The organism is bacterium (genome assembly GCA_030018315.1).
GTDB lineage: Bacteria > Hydrothermota > UBA3073 > JACQXS01 > JAGMCI01 > JASEGA01.
Window position 1 is genome coordinate 1 of sequence record JASEGA010000003.1, and the last position, 18790, is coordinate 18790.

The 18790-nt window shown below is 36.9% G+C and carries 27 protein-coding genes and 3 tRNA genes; 14 read left to right on the forward strand and 16 right to left on the reverse strand.

The window, feature by feature from the left end; all coding sequences use genetic code 11:
• Positions 1-125: 125 nt before the first annotated feature.
• From rplT to QMD71_01990, 7 genes are all read right to left on the reverse strand, one after another.
• Positions 126-485 (reverse strand): 50S ribosomal protein L20, encoded by a 360-nt coding sequence (gene rplT / locus QMD71_01960; protein ID MDI6839615.1) that lies wholly within the window; start codon positions 483-485, stop codon positions 126-128.
• A gap of 8 nt (positions 486-493) precedes the next feature.
• Entirely contained in the window at positions 494-691 is a 198-nt protein-coding gene (gene rpmI / locus QMD71_01965) for a 50S ribosomal protein L35 (protein MDI6839616.1), read from the reverse strand.
• Entirely contained in the window at positions 669-1214 is a 546-nt protein-coding gene (infC, locus tag QMD71_01970) for a translation initiation factor IF-3 (protein ID MDI6839617.1), read from the reverse strand. Before infC ends, rpmI begins: the two co-directional genes overlap by 23 nt.
• Positions 1195-3087 (reverse strand): threonine--tRNA ligase, encoded by a 1893-nt coding sequence (thrS, locus tag QMD71_01975; GenBank protein ID MDI6839618.1) that lies wholly within the window; start codon positions 3085-3087, stop codon positions 1195-1197. Before thrS ends, infC begins: the two co-directional genes overlap by 20 nt.
• Before the next feature lie 20 nt (positions 3088-3107).
• Positions 3108-3254: a hypothetical protein gene (locus QMD71_01980; protein MDI6839619.1), complete on the reverse strand. Its 147-nt coding sequence runs from the start codon at positions 3252-3254 to the stop codon at positions 3108-3110.
• A gap of 5 nt (positions 3255-3259) precedes the next feature.
• Positions 3260-3333 (reverse strand) — tRNA-Val (locus QMD71_01985).
• 2 nt (positions 3334-3335) lie between these two features.
• Positions 3336-3408 (reverse strand) — tRNA-Gly (locus tag QMD71_01990).
• A gap of 172 nt (positions 3409-3580) precedes the next feature.
• Between QMD71_01990 and QMD71_01995 the strand changes: the two genes are divergently transcribed.
• From QMD71_01995 to QMD71_02060, 14 genes are all read left to right on the forward strand, one after another.
• A complete protein-coding gene (locus QMD71_01995; protein MDI6839620.1) occupies positions 3581-4084 on the forward strand; it encodes an outer membrane beta-barrel protein in 504 nt (167 codons plus the stop codon).
• A 56-nt stretch (positions 4085-4140) separates the two neighbouring features.
• A complete protein-coding gene (locus QMD71_02000) occupies positions 4141-4749 on the forward strand; it encodes a RecX family transcriptional regulator (protein MDI6839621.1) in 609 nt (202 codons plus the stop codon).
• Between the two features lie 147 nt (positions 4750-4896).
• Positions 4897-5346, forward strand: a complete 450-nt coding sequence (locus tag QMD71_02005; protein ID MDI6839622.1) for a four helix bundle protein — start codon at positions 4897-4899, stop codon at positions 5344-5346.
• A 196-nt stretch (positions 5347-5542) separates the two neighbouring features.
• A complete protein-coding gene (locus QMD71_02010; GenBank protein MDI6839623.1) occupies positions 5543-5710 on the forward strand; it encodes a hypothetical protein in 168 nt (55 codons plus the stop codon).
• A gap of 10 nt (positions 5711-5720) precedes the next feature.
• Positions 5721-7934, forward strand: coding sequence for an ATP-binding protein (locus QMD71_02015; GenBank protein ID MDI6839624.1), 2214 nt, complete (start codon positions 5721-5723; stop codon positions 7932-7934).
• A 19-nt stretch (positions 7935-7953) separates the two neighbouring features.
• Positions 7954-8298: a response regulator gene (locus tag QMD71_02020; GenBank protein ID MDI6839625.1), complete on the forward strand. Its 345-nt coding sequence runs from the start codon at positions 7954-7956 to the stop codon at positions 8296-8298.
• 79 nt (positions 8299-8377) lie between these two features.
• Positions 8378-8605 (forward strand): DUF433 domain-containing protein, encoded by a 228-nt coding sequence (locus tag QMD71_02025; protein ID MDI6839626.1) that lies wholly within the window; start codon positions 8378-8380, stop codon positions 8603-8605.
• Positions 8602-8823, forward strand: a complete 222-nt coding sequence (locus QMD71_02030; GenBank protein MDI6839627.1) for a DUF5615 family PIN-like protein — start codon at positions 8602-8604, stop codon at positions 8821-8823. Before QMD71_02025 ends, QMD71_02030 begins: the two co-directional genes overlap by 4 nt.
• Positions 8824-8833: 10 nt before the next feature.
• Positions 8834-8968 (forward strand): hypothetical protein, encoded by a 135-nt coding sequence (locus QMD71_02035; GenBank protein ID MDI6839628.1) that lies wholly within the window; start codon positions 8834-8836, stop codon positions 8966-8968.
• Between the two features lie 333 nt (positions 8969-9301).
• Positions 9302-9511, forward strand: coding sequence for a gas vesicle structural protein GvpA (gene gvpA / locus QMD71_02040; GenBank protein ID MDI6839629.1), 210 nt, complete (start codon positions 9302-9304; stop codon positions 9509-9511).
• Between the two features lie 266 nt (positions 9512-9777).
• Complete coding sequence (locus QMD71_02045) at positions 9778-10173, forward strand: hypothetical protein (protein ID MDI6839630.1); 396 nt, start codon at positions 9778-9780, stop codon at positions 10171-10173.
• Between the two features lie 153 nt (positions 10174-10326).
• Positions 10327-10524 (forward strand): hypothetical protein, encoded by a 198-nt coding sequence (locus tag QMD71_02050; protein ID MDI6839631.1) that lies wholly within the window; start codon positions 10327-10329, stop codon positions 10522-10524.
• A 26-nt stretch (positions 10525-10550) separates the two neighbouring features.
• Entirely contained in the window at positions 10551-10934 is a 384-nt protein-coding gene (locus QMD71_02055; GenBank protein MDI6839632.1) for a hypothetical protein, read from the forward strand.
• Between the two features lie 84 nt (positions 10935-11018).
• A complete protein-coding gene (locus QMD71_02060; protein ID MDI6839633.1) occupies positions 11019-11606 on the forward strand; it encodes a hypothetical protein in 588 nt (195 codons plus the stop codon).
• Positions 11607-11619: 13 nt separating this feature from the next.
• Here QMD71_02060 and QMD71_02065 read toward each other — a convergent pair.
• From QMD71_02065 to QMD71_02105, 9 genes are all read right to left on the reverse strand, one after another.
• Positions 11620-11694: transfer RNA gene (locus tag QMD71_02065), tRNA-Glu, on the reverse strand.
• 96 nt (positions 11695-11790) lie between these two features.
• A complete protein-coding gene (locus tag QMD71_02070) occupies positions 11791-13092 on the reverse strand; it encodes a replication-associated recombination protein A (GenBank protein MDI6839634.1) in 1302 nt (433 codons plus the stop codon).
• Positions 13093-13131: 39 nt separating this feature from the next.
• Positions 13132-13950 (reverse strand): FAD/NAD(P)-binding protein, encoded by an 819-nt coding sequence (locus tag QMD71_02075; GenBank protein MDI6839635.1) that lies wholly within the window; start codon positions 13948-13950, stop codon positions 13132-13134.
• 4 nt (positions 13951-13954) lie between these two features.
• Positions 13955-14950 carry a 4Fe-4S dicluster domain-containing protein gene (locus QMD71_02080; GenBank protein ID MDI6839636.1) on the reverse strand — a complete coding sequence of 332 codons (996 nt, stop codon included), beginning with the start codon at positions 14948-14950 and terminating at the stop codon, positions 13955-13957.
• Positions 14951-14965: 15 nt separating this feature from the next.
• Complete coding sequence (locus QMD71_02085) at positions 14966-15745, reverse strand: P-loop NTPase (GenBank protein MDI6839637.1); 780 nt, start codon at positions 15743-15745, stop codon at positions 14966-14968.
• Between the two features lie 4 nt (positions 15746-15749).
• Positions 15750-16175 carry a hydrogenase nickel incorporation protein HypA gene (gene hypA / locus QMD71_02090; protein ID MDI6839638.1) on the reverse strand — a complete coding sequence of 142 codons (426 nt, stop codon included), beginning with the start codon at positions 16173-16175 and terminating at the stop codon, positions 15750-15752.
• Positions 16176-16233: 58 nt separating this feature from the next.
• Complete coding sequence (thiC, locus tag QMD71_02095) at positions 16234-17526, reverse strand: phosphomethylpyrimidine synthase ThiC (GenBank protein MDI6839639.1); 1293 nt, start codon at positions 17524-17526, stop codon at positions 16234-16236.
• 7 nt (positions 17527-17533) lie between these two features.
• Positions 17534-18118, reverse strand: a complete 585-nt coding sequence (locus QMD71_02100; protein MDI6839640.1) for an SEC59/DGK1/VTE5 family protein — start codon at positions 18116-18118, stop codon at positions 17534-17536.
• A gap of 35 nt (positions 18119-18153) precedes the next feature.
• Positions 18154-18777, reverse strand: a complete 624-nt coding sequence (locus QMD71_02105; GenBank protein ID MDI6839641.1) for a glycerol-3-phosphate acyltransferase — start codon at positions 18775-18777, stop codon at positions 18154-18156.
• Positions 18778-18790 lie beyond the last annotated feature (13 nt).

The following is an 18790-nucleotide window of genomic DNA, read 5'->3' on the forward strand; positions in this document are numbered from 1 at the left end:
TTTAATTTTAGCTCTAAATTCCTGAGAGAAAAAATCAGACTTGACACCATTATTTGGTTTAATAGTCAAAGTAACACCCTCATCTACCCACACATCGCCAAAGTTATATAAATATTACGTGGATTTTAGGTTTTTGCCAATTTTTTTACTTTTTCTGTAAGTTCGGAAAAGGCAGAGTGGTCCTCATTAGCAAGTAATGCTAACTCTTTACGATTAATTTTTATGTTTAATTTCTTAAGTCCATTCATAAATTGGCTATAGGGAATACCCTCTTCCCTACATTTTGCATTTATTTGAATGATGGCAAGCTGGCGTTGTTTCCTTTTTTTCTTCTTTCTATCTCTATATGCATGGGAAAGTGACTTCATAACTTGCAACCTTGCTGAGCGATATGAAGTACCCCTCTTACCCCAGTATCCCTTGGCAAGTTTAAGCCACTTCTTCCTACGCCGCCTTGTCTTTGGTCCACCTTTTGCCCTCGGCATTATACCTCCTACAAGTAAGGAAGACGCCTTCTAATCCTCTTCTCATCCCCTATACTTACAACTCCATGTCCCCTTAACCGGCGCTTCCTTTTCTTAGTCTTTCCAGTTAGTAAATGTGAATGAAACGCCCTTCTCCTCTTTATCTTCCCATGAGCGAACTGTTTAAACCTCTTTTTTGCTGTGCTACTTGTCTTTAACTTTGGCATCTCTACTCCTTTTGGGGACTAATAAAGCAGTTGCTATCTTGCCATCAATCGTTGGAGCCTGTTCTATAGTTGAGATTGAATCAAGAGATTTAGCAAAGTTCCATATCAACTCTTTGCCACGTTCAGCGTACATTATTTCTCTTCCCCTAAACTTAAGTCTTATTCTAACTTTATCGCCACGGGTAAGAAATTTTTCTGCATGCTTTAATTTTACTCTTATGTCTGCTTCTTGTGTTTCAAGTCCTAATTTTATTTCCTTTGTTTGCATCACCCTATGTTTATGCTTTTCACTCTTACTTTGTTCATATTTATACTTCCCATAATCCATTATCTTGCATACAGGTGGATATACATTTGGGACAAGCTCAACAAGGTCAAGTCCCTTTTCTGCTGCTATCCTTAGAGCTTCATCACGCGATACTACTCCAAGTTGCTTGCCGTCAGAATCTACAAGCCGTAACTTTGGAATCCGGATGCTTTCGTTTATCCTTAAATCTTTCAGTCTATAAAGTCTTGGCTTCAATTTTTTTATTTAATAAGTCAATAAAATTGCTGAGTTTAAATGAACCAATATCGCCTTCCACTCTTGCCCTTACTGAAACACTATTGGTAGACTCTTCTTTCTCACCTATTATCAAAATATAAGGAACCTTGTTTATAATTGCCTCCCTTATCTTATGTCCTATTTTATTAGGTCCTATATCAAGTTCAACTCTTATCTTATGCGCTTCAAGTTGTGCTAATACATTTTTAGCATAAGCTTCTACACCTTTGCTAACAGTTGCCACTACTACTTGTACAGGTGATAGCCATACTGGGAAAGCTCCTTTATAATGCTCAATTAGACAACCAAGAAATCTTTCAAGTGACCCAAGAACAGCTCTATGAATCATAATGACAGGATGTGGTTTGTTATCTTCACCTATATAACTTAAACCAAATCTTTGTGGTAAATTGAAGTCAAATTGAATTGTAGTCCCCTGCCACGGTCTCCCTAATGCATCTAAAAGCTTTATGTCTATTTTAGGACCGTAAAATACTGCCTCACCTTCAGCTCTTTTATAATTTAATCCTTTTAGTTTAAGCACTTTAGCTAATACTCTTTCTGCATGCTCCCAATCTTTATTTGAGCCGGCGTATTTTTTATCCATACCTTGCTCACCAACTGATAAATCAACTTGGTATTCACTAAATCCAAATGTCTTCATCATATACTGGGCGAGTTCTAAAACACCAATAAGTTCATCCATCACTTGGTCTTCTCTACAGAAAATATGAGCATCATCTTGTGTAAATCCTCTTACCCTTACTAATCCATGTAGGACACCAGACCTCTCATATCTATAAACAGTGCCTAATTCAGCATATCTTATTGGTAGCTCTTTATAGCTACGAATTTTAGACTTGTAAATTAATATATGATAAATACAGTTCATAGGTTTTAAAACATAATCTTCGTCACCAAATTTTAGGTTTGTCATATGTTCATAAAATTCATAATGACCAGAAGTATGCCATAAATTTGATTTTGCAATGTGTGGAGTAGAGACAAATTTGTATCCCCGTTTAATATGCTCCTCTTTCCAAAAATCTTCAATTACCCTTTTTACTATAGCGCCATTTGGATGCCAGCAGACAAGACCAGGACCTGCTTCATCAAAAATACTAAATAAATCAAGCTCTTTACCTAATTTCCTATGGTCTCTTAATTTTGCTTCCTCAATTCTTTTAATATGATTATCAAGCTCAGCTTGAGTTGGATAACTTACTCCGTATATACGCTGAAGCATTGGATTATTTTCATCCCCTCTCCAATATGCACCTGCTACTTTAAGCAACTTAAACGCCTTAATCTTACCAGTCGACGAAATATGCGGCCCAAGACAGAGGTCAGTAAAAGCACCATTAGAATAAATGGAGACGGTCCCGGATAACTCATTAATGAGCTCAATCTTGTAACTCTCACCTTGTGCCTTGAAGTAATCAATAGCCTCCGTTTTATTTAGCTCTTTCCTTGTAAATTTGTAATCAGCCTTTATTAGCTCTTTCATCTTTTTTTCAATTTTGTCTATATCTTCTGGAGTAAAAGGACGAGGAGCGTCAAAATCGTAATAAAAACCGTCCTCTATAGCCGGTCCTATACCTAATTTAACTTTAGGAAATAAGTCTTTAACTGCCTGTGCCATTATATGGGCAGTAGAGTGCCAATAAATTTTCTTACCCTCTTCATCTTTAAAAGTGACTGGCTTAACTACACTATTCTTATTAAGCATGTACGAGAGGTCTTTTAGCTCACCGTTTACATATGCAGCAATAGCATCGCTATCAGCTATCGCATCTGCTACTTTTGTACCCTTAGGATATTTTTTATCTTTCACCATCTTTAATTTATCCATGATGATGTTCTCGTTGTCTATCAAGGTATGCCTTTATCAATCTTAACACCACGTATTTTTGAGATAAACTCCCTCACCTCTTTTATCAAGCTCTCTACAATAAAAACATCTGCAGATTTAAAGTCTTCTCTTGCTTGTTTCAATGTATTTTCTATCTCTTTTCTCATTTATATGGGCACTAGAGGAGTTGAACCTCTGACCTCTACCATGTCAAGGTAGCGCGCTAACCTACTGCGCCAAGTGCCCAAAGCGGGCAACGGGACTTGAACCCGCGACCTCGAGCTTGGGAAGCTCGCACTCTACCAACTGAGTTATGCCCGCATATTCAATTTTCAATCTGCACTCAATATAATTAAAATCTACTTAATTGTCAAGAAATAATTTAGCTCATCACAAAAAGTATAGCAAATATAAGCTAATAGCTAATTAGGTGAAAGATAAAAAAAAGATAAAAACTTGACAAGGCGAAGAAGTAGTAGTAAATAATAGGTACATGAGAATTTGTCTTGTTTATACGAGCCTCATAGCATTGCTTGTTTTGGGATTTGTAGGACATGGGGTGGCGGGTCAACTTACTATAGGGGCAAAGGCTTCTATATACGACCCACCAGGGGAGGCTGGACCTACTCCTATGCTCGGAGCGTATGTAAGCTACAGTATTACTCAATATCTGAGTGCAGAAGGAGCAGTAGAATGGACGCAATATGATAATACTACTCTTATACCTATGACTGTTAATATGATGTATCATCCATTAGGCAAAAAAGTATTTGACCCATATATTGGGGGCGGAGGTGGATATTATTATGAAAAAACTGGTGATGATATAGAATCTACTATTGGGTGCCAGTCACTTATTGGACTTAAGTGGAACCCAACTCAGGACTTTGGGGTTAGTTTTGAAGCAAAGTATATTATACCAGATGTCAAAAAGCCAAGTAAAGGTGGCTTTTCTTATGGTGGAGCAATAACAGGGACAATGACAACGAGGCTTTAAGAGCTTGAATTCATACAAAGTAGTTCTACCCTATATCTTATCTCAATAAAATCATTATGCAAATTACAAAGATTGAAATCCAAAAAAGGAATCCAAACAGGCGCTCAATATATGTAGATGGTAAATTTGTAGCCGGTGTTGACATGGAAGTTATCATATCTCATAGACTAAAAGAGGGGATGGAAATTACAAAGAGTGAACTTGAGCGTATAATTTATGGAGAATCAAAAAGGAAAGGTAAAGAATATGCACTGAATTTACTCTCCTACAGGGCAAGGTCAAGTAAGGAGATTAAAGATAGACTGAAGAAAAAGGGATATGAACAGAGGTGTATAAGTGAAGTTATGGATGAGCTTGAGAAAGTTGGGCTTGTTAACGATATTGAATTTGCAAGAACATGGATTAGGGAACGCGGTAAATCAAGGGGTACTTTTAAGCTGATAAGTGAGCTAACAACAAAGGGAATTGCAAAAGAAGTAATAGACGAGGTATTATTAGAACGCAAGACTACAGACACTGAAGTTGCACAGAACTTAACTAAACACTGGATTAAGTCGCATAAATATTTAGATGAAAAAATACTTAAACGTAGATTATTTAATTTCTTATTAAGACGTGGTATAAGTTATGATACAATAAAAGAACTTGATATATTCAACCGCTAAAGACTTACTTCTACGATTCTATCTTTTAGAAAGTATAAATAGGATAATGTCTGCAACAAGGACTTGACTTTTTTTGATAAATTGAGATAATGTAATTATAGGAATCTAATTTGTAATCTGTAATTTGTAATTTGAAATTTATGAGATATGGGTACATATAGTAAGTTTGAAGAATTACCAGTATGGCAGAAGGCAAATGAACTGGTGACAGAAATTTACAAGGTTACTAATAATGAGGCTTTCAAAGTAGACTATGGCTTAAAAGAACAAATACGGAGAGCAGCTGTATCAATCTCCAGCAATATTGCTGAAGGTTTTGAGAGAGAGTCAAAGGAAGAATTTATCTACTTCCTTTATGTAGCGAGAGGGTCTGCAGGTGAAGTCCGTTCTCAACTATATGTGGCAAAAAATCTGGGTTATCTATTAGAAGAGGAGTTTAAACGAGTAAATACTCTATGTGAGTCAGTTTCAAAACAGATAAGTGGATTTATTGATTATTTAAAAAAGACCAGTATAAAAGGGCAGAAGTTTATTAGCCCAGGTGCAAAGGAGAGACAAAAGTTTTGGGAAGAGCTAAAAAAATACAGTAAAAAATGATTACATATTACAAATTACAGATTTACGGATTGGGATGTAAGGAATAGCAATCTAATTTGTAATCTGTAATTTGAAATTTATTACATATATGAACCGTAGATACGCTCCATATTATCTATCTTTCTTTGCCACGAAGCTTAGATAATTTGGTGGAAAAATACACAAAGTGACACAAGGATGTCAATTGAATTGTCTCGTGGAAGGATTTTCTGTATGGACTCATGCCCGTGTTCTTAAGGAGATTGGAAGAGATGAAGAAGGGAAGAAGATTGAGATTTTAATCGGTGCATTAGCAATGGAAGAATGGGGTATAGTACCTATTCCTAAAGAAAGGAGTTTGTTGAGTATTGAGTGGGTAAAATAGGGTGGGTATTATGGAAATTATCGTATATTTTACGGGTAGCATTTTCTTCATAGCTGCACTTCTGTTTGTATATTACACTTTCCGCAATGCATATATATTCAAAAAGGGGCTTGGTCATAAGGCAATGGCTGTGGGTGCTATTACTTCCATACTTTCACTTGTTCCATTCACTATAAACTACTTTAGCCCTACGAATTTGCCTATTATGGGCTTTTCTGGACTCTCTCTATGGGTAGCTGCTGCTTTTTTAATTACTGTTGGTGGCATTATAAGGGGGAGAGATATACAAAAAGTGCATAAGGCTCCTTTGTTGAATATAGTATTTATAATACTACCGAATAGTAAATTTTATTTTATAGGTATAGTTGCGCTTGTATTTATTGGGCTACCATTCAATGTAGTAAGTACATTTTTTGGTGCTGTCCAACTTGATTGGATGGATGTAGTCAATGTGAGTAGTTGGGCGTTTTGTTTTGTAAATTTAGTAATTGGTGAAGCAATACTTTATTATATTACAAGCCCAATAGAAATAGAAAAGACAATGAAAAGGGAGCGGCTTCCTCTTAAAGATGACATAGTTGCTACATTGATATATACTGATTTGATAAATAATTTTATATCAGCTTCTATGACAAGATGGAGTAGCCATATTGTTAATGATGTCTTAAGTGAATGGGTTATTAAGCATCCAGTGCTTTTTGACGGCTGTCATATAGATAATAAAATAGATGTATCCACTGTTCTAAAAAATTGTGGTAGAATTGATGGAACTGATAGATTAAATACAGTCTTAAAAGAGTTTTCATCTCTTTTATCTCATTTTGTTAAAATTTACAGTGCAGCCACATCGGCTACTTATGCCAATAAAGTGTTAGAAGATACCTTCATATCTATAAGAGAGTCGTACGGCAGGACCTCAGTAATCTTTGACATTCTGCGGTCGCTGCCTGATGGTGTTTTAGAAACTCATAAACTTGCCCTTTTAAGCAAAGAGGAATTAGAGTCAAAAGTTGAATCCCGCACCATAGAATTAAGGAATGCATTAGAAAAGTTGAGTAAAGAGAGGGAGACAGCTAAAAAATTAGCTGAATTGGAGCACCAAAGAGCAATGGAATTAAAGAAAGCAAATGAAGAAATTGAAAAGCAGAGGGAGTACTCAGATAGTATTATCAGGTCTATGATTGATACCCTGATTGTAGTAACTCCGGATGGTAAAATAAGGACAATTAACCGGGCGACTGAGGACCTTTTAGGGTATAAAGCTGATGAACTGGTTGGTAAACCAGTTGCTACTATTTTTGAAGAAGAAGAAATACCATTTAAGGGAACAAGGTTGAAGAAGTTATTAGAAAATGGGGCTATCACACAATATGCTATGACTTATAAAGCAAAGGATGGTGAAAAGATTCCAGTCAGTTTTTCTGGTTCAGTGATGCGAGATAAACAAGGTAATTTATTGGGCATTATTGGTATAGCACGAGATACACGTGAACTTAAGCGTTTTACAGAAAAGCTAATAGAGACGAGCAAGATGACTGCTTTAGGTCAATTTGTAGCTGGTGCTGCACATGAGATAAATAATCCGTTGAGTATAATAACTATGGCTACACAGAACTTACTCTCTAAGTTTAAAAAGGCATCACCTGAAGCACTTACCCAAAAAGAGCTCAATAACTTGATAGAGCACTTGGAAATGATAAACAGGCAGTGTATGAGATGCAGTGACATAACTCATAGCTTACTCACTTTTGCAGGTAGAGGAGAACAGATAGAAAAAGTTCCTATGAGTGTAAATAAAGTTATAGGAGAAGCACTCCGTATAATGGGTCATCAGTTACAACTCTCTAAAATTAAAATAATAGATAAAAGAAAGCCTCTGCCTAAGGTATTAGGTAATAGTTCACGATTAACTCAGGTTTTTATGAATTTAATCTTGAATGCACGTCAGTCTATGCCTAAGGGAGGAAACCTAATTATCAGGACATTTAAGATAGGAGATAAAATAAGGATTGAAATTACTGATACTGGTGAAGGTATTTCTAAAGAAAACTTAGATAGAGTATTTGAGCCATTTTTTACTACAAGGAAGACAGGAGAGGGGACTGGCCTTGGTCTATCCATTGCCTATTCTATCATTAAAGAGCATGGCGGTGATATAGAGATAGAAAGTAAATTAGGGAAGGGGACTAAAGTTATCATCACCTTACCAGTAATTCAGCCATAAAAATACGAATAGGATATTAATAGTTGATGATGAAGTTGACATTTTAAAGATGCTGTCTAACTACTTGAGAGATAAGGGCTATACAGTAACCACTTGTAGTAGTGGTCGTAAAGCCATTAATAGGGTAAAGAATGAATCACCCGACCTTGTCCTGATAGATATAAGGATGATAGGTCTGAGTGGTGTAGATACAATTAAGCAAATTGAGCGCATCTGCCCTAAAACGCAATTTATCATTATAACTGGCTATGCAATTACTGAAGATGTTGCCTCTCTATTAGAACAAAATAAAAGAGTGCATGGGTATCTGTTTAAGCCATTTGATTTAAATGAGCTGCTAAGCAGAATAAAAAATATACTATAAATTTTTGGGAAACTCCAGACATTTTCTCATTGACAACTATTATTAAGTGGGCTAACATAGTAATGTGAGGTAAAAACAGATGAATGAATTTACTGGTAAGGTACACAGTGACCCAAAGATTTGTAGTGGTAAGCCCTGTATTAAGGGGACACGCATTCCTGTCCATCTTATTCTTGACTTATTGGCTGCTGGTGAAAATTATGAAGGTATAAAGAGAGCATATCCTAATCTTAAAGATGATGACATTGAGGCCTGTATAAAATATGCTGCCTTCTTAGCCGATGAGGAAGCGGGTGTGATTGTATGAATATTATCGCTAACAAGAATGTATTTGAACCAATTATTGAGTTTCTAAAAACTGAGGGTCATAATGTAATAAATGTCAGGGGTACATCTCTTTCAGGTGCTTCAGATGACGAGATATATAAATTAGCTGTCAAAGATAAGCTTATTATTCTCACTATGGATAAAGACTTTGAGCGCATTGTTAGATTTTCGCCTGAGTGCTGTGGTAATAGTAGTTAAGCTTTACAGGATGTTAGTAGATAAAGCTACAGATATATTTAAACGATACTTTAAATCTATGAGTGAGGATGAGATAACTGGGCGGCTTGTGATTATAACCAAGGACGGTATACGATTTAGGACTTTAAAAGAAATAACGGAATAAGAACATAAATAGAATACAGGAAACAGAATCCTCTTGTCCACTGTATCTTAAATTTTGGGCTTCGAACTTGACATTTGGATTTGTAGAATTTATTTACAATTTTTGTCACTATTGTGAATAATACAAGATACTAATTACTACTTAAAACTACATCACACTGTCCCAATAATCCTATAATTTACTGACAAAATTTGTCACTTTCAGGGTGTAGGGGTTTGATTAATCAGACCCATACAAAATTAAAATTTTTGTTTGTAGGAATAGAGTTACGAAATTTTCTAAACTTACTGACACAAGATTTGCTGTAATATTTGATAAAGGAGGTGAATAGAGATGGCTGTAGAGAAGGCAATAGCGTCTTCGAGCTTAGTCGAGGTTGTCGACAGAATCCTGGATAAGGGTATAGTCATCGATGCCTGGGTCAGGATTTCATTAGTAGGTATCGAGCTACTTGCCATTGAAGCCAGGGTAGTAATAGCTTCTGTTGAGACCTGGCTAAAGTATGCTGAAGCAGTAGGTCTATTACCAGCAGAGGCAGCATAAGAGGTATCACCTCAAGCTCGAGACAAGCGGAATTTGGCAACCTCTCTACTGACAGGTAGAGATGCCCTTTGAGTGTACAAAAGTGCTTGTGCCCTTTTGTAGACCCAAGTGTGGTAAGAGCTTAAAGTGCATCTTCTGCCAAATATATAATATAAGCTAAAGCAAATGAGAAAGATACTAAAAAGTTCCTCCGATGAATCGGAGGTAGGGGTTGGTCATCCGACCCGTATGGCCGAGGAAGGTATCCCTGCCATAAGGAGGTAAAAATGGATAGGAGGGCGGATGATATAAGGAATCTTGCTTCAGAGATGGCGGCTTCATATGAGGAGCGAAAGAAGGGGGTTGCCGATCTTATACAGGGGTTTAGGGCTGATAATGAAGCAGCGGCTAAGGAGTGGAGGAATCTGAGAACTCTCATGGCAAGAACGAAAGCAGGTAAGGTTGTAGGGGTGAAGCCAAAGGTAGCGAAGCCACCTGTCCCGGAAGCTGTCGGGATAGAAGATAGGATTTTGGATGTAGTTAAAAATAGACCCGGAATAACACTCAAAGAGATAGGCGATGCTTTAGGATTACACTTTGTAAGGATAGCAGCTGATACTAAGTCACTTGTTGAATCAGGCAAGCTTAGGAAGGAAGGCAAGTTATACTATTTGAGGAAGTAAAAAGATAATGGGGAGACAAAGATAAATTGGTCCGCTTTTATCTTTGTTTCCCCTATTTAGGCTAGGAGGAGTGTGTCCAAAAACTTAAAAATCACCGCCAGGAGGGTGTTTTCAGATAGTCGGCTAGTTAGATAGGTGGGGAGATAATTATTTATGGCTCAAGACATACGCAGTGTAGTTGATGATATAATTACAACTTATGAACTAAGGATAAAGGAGATAGGTGATAAATTAAAAGAAAAGGGAACTCAACTTATTGACTACTTTAGAAACGAGCGTACTAATCTAACTCATGAGTTAGAATCTATATTAGCAAAAAAAATCATTTACGTAAAAAAGACTTTAGATTAATGATGCAAGATATTGAATCATATCAAATGGAGAGAGAAGCTAAACTAAAGCAACTTATTGGAAGCATTAAGGGAGATGAAGTTAGACGAATTCAACGTCTAAGGGAAGCGATTGCAATAAACCCGAACCCTAAAGCTATTGATATAATAGCATCTCCAGGAAAAGAGAAGTTAGTTAAAGAGGAGCTTGGCGAGTTTGAGAAAGAGAGAGAAGAGCTTTGCCTTAATTTAAAGCGACTGTTAGAAAAGGCTGATTCCTTAAATATAAAGGATTTTAAAAAGACATTGAAGAAACTGAAAGCTAAAAAGAATGAAACTGAGTTTAAAGAAATGACCAAGAGCATTTTATTTGAACAGCAAAAATTGCAAAAAAAGGTATCTATTATTTTATTGATAAACCATTTGGGGTAGAAAAAATAACAAAGGCTATAAAAAGGTACCTTAATAAGAGAGCAAGATTTTTTAGTTAACCCGCCTACGCAGGTAAATTGATAAGTGAGAAAACTAATCTATGTCCCTATCATTCATAGTGAGGATGATATGGGCTCATTAGCTGAGTTTATGAAGAAAGAATATAAGAGAAAGTATAGCCGACAAAAATGGGAAGAACATACTAAAGCTATAAAAGAGATATGGAATAAGATTAGAGAAAAAGTTATTGGGCTTGACTTAGAATGGCAGAAAGTTAGAATATATCAAGATGGTTTACCTGTGAATGGTAAAGAGCAGTTTATTGTTAAGACATTAGCTGAAAAGGGTAATCTGAACTACAAACTTATTTTGGAGTTAGTCAAAAAGGGTGCTAGAATAGAAGGGACAGAAGATATGGAGCTTCTTAAGGCTGAATACGCTAATATATTAAGAATTGCACAAGCTAAAAATATAACTGAGAGAGATAGATTAATTGAACAATGTAATCAGGTAGCTAGTGATTTACTGGTGAAGAGAGACAGATTTATTGCAAACAGGATAAACGAAACTTTAAAAGAAGGTGAGACAGGCATACTATTTTTGGGTATGATGCATCAGGTGCATAAGTTAATTCCGAGAGACATTGTTCTTACATATCCATTAAGTGGATGACAGAGATTTTTTCTGGCGGCACCGGGATTTGAACCCGGGTCTTATGGCTGAGAACCATATGTCCTAGACCGGACTAGACGATGCCGCCGTTATCATTGATGTAAACTGAAATCAGTCTCAGCCAGATTCAGTCTATCTCAATGATTAAATATCAAAAATGGCCTCAACAAAGCCTAAATCTGTGTTAATCTGTGGCTCCACTCTTTTTTATTCTTTTCTTAATTTCCTGTTCAAAGCCTAAATCCCCAGGAGTGTAATATTTACTACCCTTAAGTTTTTCTGGTAAATAGCTTTCCTTAACCCAGTGATTTTTGTAACTATGTGGATACTTGTACCCTTTACCATAACCTATGTTACGCATAAGTTTGGTTACAGGATTCCTTAAATGTAAAGGAACTGGGAGTGAGCCGTATTTTTTCACATCCTCTAATGCATGTCTGTAGGCAATGAGTGCAGTATTGCTTTTTGGTGCAGTTGCAAGATAGATTGTTGACTGTGCCAAAGGTAAAAAGCCTTCTGGCATACCTACAAGTTCAATTGCTGACTTACATGAAGTAGCAACCACAAGTGCTTGCGGGTCTGCATTTCCTATGTCCTCAGATGCAAAAATTACTAACCTACGTACAATAAATATAGGGTCTTCACCGGACTCTATCATCCTTGCTAACCAGTAAAGGGCAGCGTCGGGATCACTACCACGTAAGCTTTTTATGAATGCAGATATTAAATTATAATGCTCTTCACCCTTTTTGTCATAAAGTAAAGGACATTCTTGGATAGCTCTCTTAATTGCAGATAAGGTTACATTCTTTTTTCCATTCTTTGGGGCAGTTGTGAGTGCGACAAATTCAAGAATGTTTAATGCAACACGTGTATCACCATCGGCTACACGAGATAAGTATTCTTTTGTTGATTCTTTAATTTCTAAGTTATGTTCTTTTAGCCCCTCATCAAGTTTAATAGCTCTATTAATAATTTTGATTATCTCATGCTCACTTAGCTTTTTAAATATGTATACAGTGGTACGGGATAGAAGTGGTGGTATTAGTTCAAATGATGGGTTCTCTGTAGTTGCCCCTATTAAAATGATTGTCCCATCCTCAACATATGGCAGGAAAGCATCTTGTTGCGCTTTATTGAAGCGATGTATCTCGTCAATAAATAATATTGTCCGCTTCCCCTGACCTCTATAAAGTTTTGCCTCACGTGATACTCTTCGCACATCGTCTATACCAGAGAGAACAGCGCTGAAGCTTACAAATCTGTAATCTCTCAATTTTGCAATAATTCGTGCAAGAGTAGTCTTGCCACTTCCGGGTGGACCCCAGAAAACCATACTCGGTATCTCACCTCTCTCAATTGCTTTTCTTATAGGACCATTTGGGCCTACAAGATGGGATTGACCAACAAATTCAGTTAGAGTCTGTGGTCTTACGCGGTCAGCTAATGGGGAGCCAACAGATTGGAATTTTTCAAAAAGGTTCATTAGATTATTCGCTTAGCTCAGAATGACAGTGTATGTATTTTATACGAATGGCTCTCTTACATGCTTTATTTGGGACCAGGTCAAGACTGGCCCATCTTTACACACATATAGCTCACCTACACGACAGTGGTTACATTGACCTAATCCACATGACATATTTCTTTCCATTGATAAATATAAATCAGCACCTGAAAAGCCAGCCTCAAGTAATCTTTTAGTTACAAATTTCATCATTATTGGTGGCCCGCATACTATAGCAACTGAGTTATTAAAATCAACTGGTATCTCATCAAGAATTACGGTTACAACACCAACCCTACCATTCCAAGTTTCATCCCCTACATCCACTGTGAGTAAGATGTCAACATTTTCAAGTTTATCCCATTTGGGTAAAAATTGTTTATATACAATATCTTTAGGACTCCTCGCCCCATATCTTATATATATTTTTTTGTAGTCATTAATATTATGTACAAGTGCTAAAAATAGCGACCTTAGTGGCGCAAATCCTACACCACCACCTACAATAAATACTTCTTTTCCTCTAAACTTTTCAAGTGGATACCTTTTTCCATAAGGACCACGAATGCCAACTAAATCACCTGGTTTCAAGTTAAAAAGTGCAGTAGTTACCCTACCAACTTTCATAATAGTGAATTCCAATTTATCGTTATCAAATGGTGATGATGAAGGTGTAAACGGAGCCTCACCAACTCCAGGGACAGTGAGTTCAGCAAATTGACCTGCCTCAAAATTTATCGGCTTCGGAGATATAGTAAAAGTTTTTATCCCCGGACTCTCTTCTACAATCTCAGTTAATCTACAGGGCAGTGATTCGTAAGGATTTATAATAGTCATAATTTTACAACTTTAATAGTATTTTCCTTATATCTATTTTCCCCATACAGCCTGAGATACATCTACCACACCCTGTGCAAGCAAAGAAGCCGTGATACTTATAAAAATAATTAAATTTGCACTCAAATCTGTTCTTAAACCTTGAAGTAAAGTCTGGCATCGGATTAGCTCCACCTCCAACTCTTGCATAAGCAGCATAGTAGCAAGCATCCCAGATTCGGACACGCTCATTCGACGGTTCATCGTAAAGTAGGAAGCAGTAACAGGTAGGACAACACATTAAACAGCCACAACATTCAACACAACCAGAAGCCTCAGATAGGCAGAATTTTTGCTCATTGACATTGACTCTTTCATATAAGTCTTCTTTAAACCTATCTGGATTAATTTCTTTCAACTTATCAAGTGCTTTTTTTCGAGAAGCTTCCCTTTGTTCCAAATCTTCAGGAGATGTGTTTTCAAACCATATTTTGTTTTCCTCTATAATGGCTTCACCTTTTGGTGAAAGTGGTTCAATCACATATCCACTTCTAACAGGAGTTACGTTTAAATCAGCACCTTCATCAACCCATGGATTAAGTCCTAACAAGTTACAAAAACAAGTAGGCTCTGGTTGTGGGCAATCTGCTGAAATTAGGATTGTAGTTTCCCTCCTTTTCTTATAGAATGGGTCAACAAATTCAGAATCAAGGAAGACTTTATCGTATACCTCAATAGCTTTCAAGTCGCAACGCTTAATTCCTACAATTGCCTGTGGCTTTATTCCCTTTTCCAATGGCTTATCAAATGAGGCTACAGACTCTATTGGTTTAAATAGAAAGTGCTTCACTGGCTCTACTGTCCGAATATGCTCGAAGCTAATTGTAGAAGTATCCTCTGAACTAAACCTGTGAAAGTGTGGTCTTTCCTGTTCAATAGTAGGGATAAAGACTTCATACTTTTCTATAAGCCGCAAGAGGAGGGGTACAAATTTATCCAGAGGCAAGAAATACGTCTCCATATTATTTTAAATGCCTCATTTTAATTTGAGTGCAGGTGTGTTTAAAACAATTTCTTTTAGATTTTGTGCAAAGTTAGTCTTTGAAAGTTTACCTACATTTCCTATTGAGGCTTCAAGTCCTTCATCAAAATCTATCTCACCAAGTAGAGGGATATTGAATTTTTTTATTTGTAGGGATAATTCATGAATTGTCCTTACAGGCTTCATGTTCTCAATAACCCCAATAATCTCGACCTGTCTTGCCTCTTTAAGCATTTTTATCACCTTTTTGACAGTCTCCATCGTCACTTTAGACGGTGTAGCTATTATAATGAATTCAGCTCTTTTTATCAACCGAATTACATCTAATGTTGCATCCCCAATACCCGGTGGCATATCAATAATTAGAAAATCTAATAAACCCCACCGTGTGATACTTAGCAATTCTATCATTGCATTTGAAATATCAATGCCTCTCAGTGGCGAAGGCTTATCAGCAGCATAATAAATGATAGATATAAACTTAATGCCATAAATTTCAGGTGGTATAACTCCTTTATCTTCTTTTGGATAAATTCCTCTTATTCCTAATATTATATCAATAGATGGACTACAAAAATCCAAATCCAGTAGCCCAACTTTGTATCCTAATTCTGTCAAAGTCAATGCTAAAGTAGATGCAATTAAACTCTTACCAATACCACCTTTACCACCTGAGACAGCAATTAACCTCTTTATATTTCGTAATCTTTCATCAATTATATTTAAGCGCGGATCCATAATCATTATTGTATGGACACGGCACGCCGTGTCCATACAACTATTTTGTTCCTTCAATAGACTCTATAAAGATACCTCGTCCTTTTATAAATTCAAAGTCAGGACTACCACATTTAGGGCACTTAATATAGGCATGTGCGACTTCGGGGACAAAATGTATTGATTCGGATTCTTCATCATTTAATTCCATATCACCAAAAGCCCAATTATGTTCACAGACTCTACATTTTAAAATAGCTTTTTCTGTTCCGATCTCTATTTTTGCTTTTCTAAGTGGAGTAGGAGTTTGATTAATCAAACCTCTACATTGGACAATTTCCTTTAGAGCAAATCTAAATATCTCCGTATCTATTTGCTGTAATTCGCCCATCTTAATTTTAATCTTATCAATCCTTTTAAGTTTTTCTTTTTCTGCTACCCCAAGTGCAGTAGAAACAACTGCCTCTGCTAATGCCCATTCATGCATATTGAGTCTTTGTAGGGGTTTGATTAATCAAACCCCTACAATAATGATTCAGTCTACATCAATGCTTATGTTTCTTAAGTGCTTCTTCTACCAATTTTATAGCACAGTATTTGCCACACATTGTACAGACATCAGGCTCCTTTGGGCTACGTTCTTTACGCACTTTGCGTAAGAACTCAGGGTCTATTGCAAGCTCTATTTGCTTCTTCCAGTCGAGCTTTTTCCTTGCCTTAGACATTTTGAGGTCCCATTCCATAGCTCCTTTTACTCCCTTCACAATATCACCTGCATGGCCGGCAATCCTCGTTGCTATCACACCACGCCTTACTTCATCAAGTATAGGCAGTCCAGCATGCTCAGCCGGTGTCACATAGCATAGAAAATCTGCCCCTGCAGCTGCTGCTATTGCACCACCTATTGCTGATGTTATCTCATCGTATCCGGGTGCTATATCTGTGACTACTGGACCCAGAACATAAAATGGGGCATTGTGACATAACTTTTTTTCAAGTAATACATTTGATTCAACTTCGTTGATAGGAATATGGCCAGGTCCCTCTATCATGACTTGTACTCCTTTGGAGTTAGCTCTCTCTTTAAGTTCACCAAGTGTAACCAGTTCATGAATTTGAGTTCTATCAGTAGAGTCAGCAATTGAACCCGGTCTAAACCCATCCCCAAGCGATAAAGTGAGGTCATACTTGTATGCAATATTAAGCAATCTATCAAAATATTCGTAAAGTGGATTCTCTTTATTATTTGCCAGCATCCATGTTAATAGGAATGCACCTCCTCTTGAGACCACATCCATAACCCTGCCCTCATACTTTAGCTTCTCAAATGCAGATAGAGTAACACCACAGTGGACGGTAACGAAGTCAACTCCATCTCTTGCATGTCGTTCTATGGTATCAAATATATCATCCGGTGTCATAAATATTATTCCACCTTTCTTTTGGGCTGTCTCAATAGCTGCTTCATATATAGGGACTGTACCAAGTGGTCCTTTGAAACTTTTTCTTATAAGTCTCCTGAATTCTTTAAGGTCGCCACCAGTTGACAAATCCATAATTGTATCGGCACCCGCTTCCTCCGATATTTTTGCCTTCAGTTCTTCAAGCTTAAGGTCTGCACAATCTGGTGAGCTACCAATATTTGCGTTTACTTTTGTTCGTAACCCCTTGCCTATCCCGACAGGACGCGCTAATTGGTAGTTTGAATTACATGGGATAACAATTTCACCATTAGCTACACCATGAATTATCGCCTCTTTTGTAACACTCTCATCGAGTGCCACCTTTTCCATCTCAGGTGTAGTCTTACCAAGTCTTGCATGTTCAAATTGAGTCATAATTAAATTATAAATGAAAAAGTTGCATCCAAATACCAGATATAATGGGGACAGACAGATTATCGTCAATTTTAATTGAGATTAATTCAACTAAAGTAGCAACTACTGCACCGATAAATATGATTGTCAAATTAAGTGATACTCTTGGTGAATTTAATAGAATAAGTCCAATTATAAGGCAAGCAATAAAGAATGCTAAACTGCCTTCAACACTTTTTTTGCCACCAAAAAATTTAGTTCTACCATATTTCACTCCTACAATCCCTGATGCAGCATCTCCAAATGCATTAAAAAGTAAAGCAGCGATAGCAATACCACTGCTGAAGAAAACAATAGGAATAAGTGAACCTATCAGAAAACAAGACTCACCAAGAATCTTACCGGGCTGTTTCTTGAAAATCTTACCATACCACCTTGATGTTATGTAGGGCCAGAGACCTGGGTGTTTGTGGCGTTCTACTTCAAGAATGATTATAAGGATAAGGAAAAAGATAATTATACCTATAGGAATAAATTTGACACCCGGAAATTTACCCATAGGGATAGGGTTTCGTGAGACAAAGTAATAGACAACCGGAAATATGCAGCCCATCACTAATCTATACCCTTTTCTTATCAAAATAGACATTATAAACTATTAGGCTTAAGTTTTCTCTTTTCTTGCATTTCCTTAATTGTTGGTATATTAGCAATTATAGCCACAATTAAAAATACAATGATAAATGGAGTAAGCCATATTCTTTGGGCCCAGTATATCCACACTATTAAGCTAAACACAACTGCAAATGTGGTTATTATCACCTTCGGGTCTCGTGGTTTCCTTTGAACAAAAAAATAAGCAGCTACGGCAATAGGTAATATCTTGGGTATAAGGTAAAAGAATACACCACCAGAAGTAGATACTCCTCTCCCTCCTTTAAATTTATTGAAGAGCGGCCAACAGTGGCCACAAAATGCAGCTATCCCAGTAAGACCTACAAAAAATGAGTGTAGGGGCGAGGTAACCTCGCCCCTACTAATTATAATCCATCTCCCTGTGAGCATTTTTGCACTTATAAGCATAGCAATAGCACCCTTAGCAGTATCAAGTAACCACACAAGAACTCCATAGGGCTTACCAACTTCACGAAGCACATTGGCAGCACCAGGATTTTTTGTCCCCACCTCCATGATATTAATTCCTTTTACAAGTTTACTTATGGGTATCGCAAATAGAATTGACCCAATAATATACCCAATTATAATGCTCAAAAATTCCATCTAA

Excerpts from the sequence above, each read along its gene's own strand:
- QMD71_02050 (MDI6839631.1), top strand. The coding sequence starts at position 10,327 with ATGGCTCAAGACATACGCAGTGTAGTTGATGATATAATTACAACTTAT.
- QMD71_02030 (MDI6839627.1), top strand. The coding sequence starts at position 8,602 with ATGAATATTATCGCTAACAAGAATGTATTTGAACCAATTATTGAGTTT.
- QMD71_02085 (MDI6839637.1), bottom strand. The coding sequence starts at position 15,745 with ATGGACACGGCGTGCCGTGTCCATACAATAATGATTATGGATCCGCGC.
- rplT (MDI6839615.1), bottom strand. The coding sequence starts at position 485 with ATGCCGAGGGCAAAAGGTGGACCAAAGACAAGGCGGCGTAGGAAGAAG.
- QMD71_02055 (MDI6839632.1), top strand. The coding sequence starts at position 10,551 with ATGGAGAGAGAAGCTAAACTAAAGCAACTTATTGGAAGCATTAAGGGA.
- QMD71_02025 (MDI6839626.1), top strand. The coding sequence starts at position 8,378 with ATGAATGAATTTACTGGTAAGGTACACAGTGACCCAAAGATTTGTAGT.
- QMD71_02070 (MDI6839634.1), bottom strand. The coding sequence starts at position 13,092 with ATGAACCTTTTTGAAAAATTCCAATCTGTTGGCTCCCCATTAGCTGAC.
- QMD71_02080 (MDI6839636.1), bottom strand. The coding sequence starts at position 14,950 with ATGGAGACGTATTTCTTGCCTCTGGATAAATTTGTACCCCTCCTCTTG.
- gvpA (MDI6839629.1), top strand. The coding sequence starts at position 9,302 with ATGGCTGTAGAGAAGGCAATAGCGTCTTCGAGCTTAGTCGAGGTTGTC.
- QMD71_01995 (MDI6839620.1), top strand. The coding sequence starts at position 3,581 with ATGAGAATTTGTCTTGTTTATACGAGCCTCATAGCATTGCTTGTTTTG.
- QMD71_02045 (MDI6839630.1), top strand. The coding sequence starts at position 9,778 with ATGGATAGGAGGGCGGATGATATAAGGAATCTTGCTTCAGAGATGGCG.
- QMD71_02015 (MDI6839624.1), top strand. The coding sequence starts at position 5,721 with ATGGAAATTATCGTATATTTTACGGGTAGCATTTTCTTCATAGCTGCA.
- thrS (MDI6839618.1), bottom strand. The coding sequence starts at position 3,087 with ATGGATAAATTAAAGATGGTGAAAGATAAAAAATATCCTAAGGGTACA.
- QMD71_01980 (MDI6839619.1), bottom strand. The coding sequence starts at position 3,254 with ATGAGAAAAGAGATAGAAAATACATTGAAACAAGCAAGAGAAGACTTT.
- QMD71_02005 (MDI6839622.1), top strand. The coding sequence starts at position 4,897 with ATGGGTACATATAGTAAGTTTGAAGAATTACCAGTATGGCAGAAGGCA.
- QMD71_02100 (MDI6839640.1), bottom strand. The coding sequence starts at position 18,118 with ATGGGCTGCATATTTCCGGTTGTCTATTACTTTGTCTCACGAAACCCT.
- thiC (MDI6839639.1), bottom strand. The coding sequence starts at position 17,526 with ATGACTCAATTTGAACATGCAAGACTTGGTAAGACTACACCTGAGATG.
- rpmI (MDI6839616.1), bottom strand. The coding sequence starts at position 691 with ATGCCAAAGTTAAAGACAAGTAGCACAGCAAAAAAGAGGTTTAAACAG.
- QMD71_02075 (MDI6839635.1), bottom strand. The coding sequence starts at position 13,950 with ATGACTATTATAAATCCTTACGAATCACTGCCCTGTAGATTAACTGAG.
- QMD71_02035 (MDI6839628.1), top strand. The coding sequence starts at position 8,834 with ATGTTAGTAGATAAAGCTACAGATATATTTAAACGATACTTTAAATCT.
- QMD71_02000 (MDI6839621.1), top strand. The coding sequence starts at position 4,141 with ATGCAAATTACAAAGATTGAAATCCAAAAAAGGAATCCAAACAGGCGC.
- hypA (MDI6839638.1), bottom strand. The coding sequence starts at position 16,175 with ATGCATGAATGGGCATTAGCAGAGGCAGTTGTTTCTACTGCACTTGGG.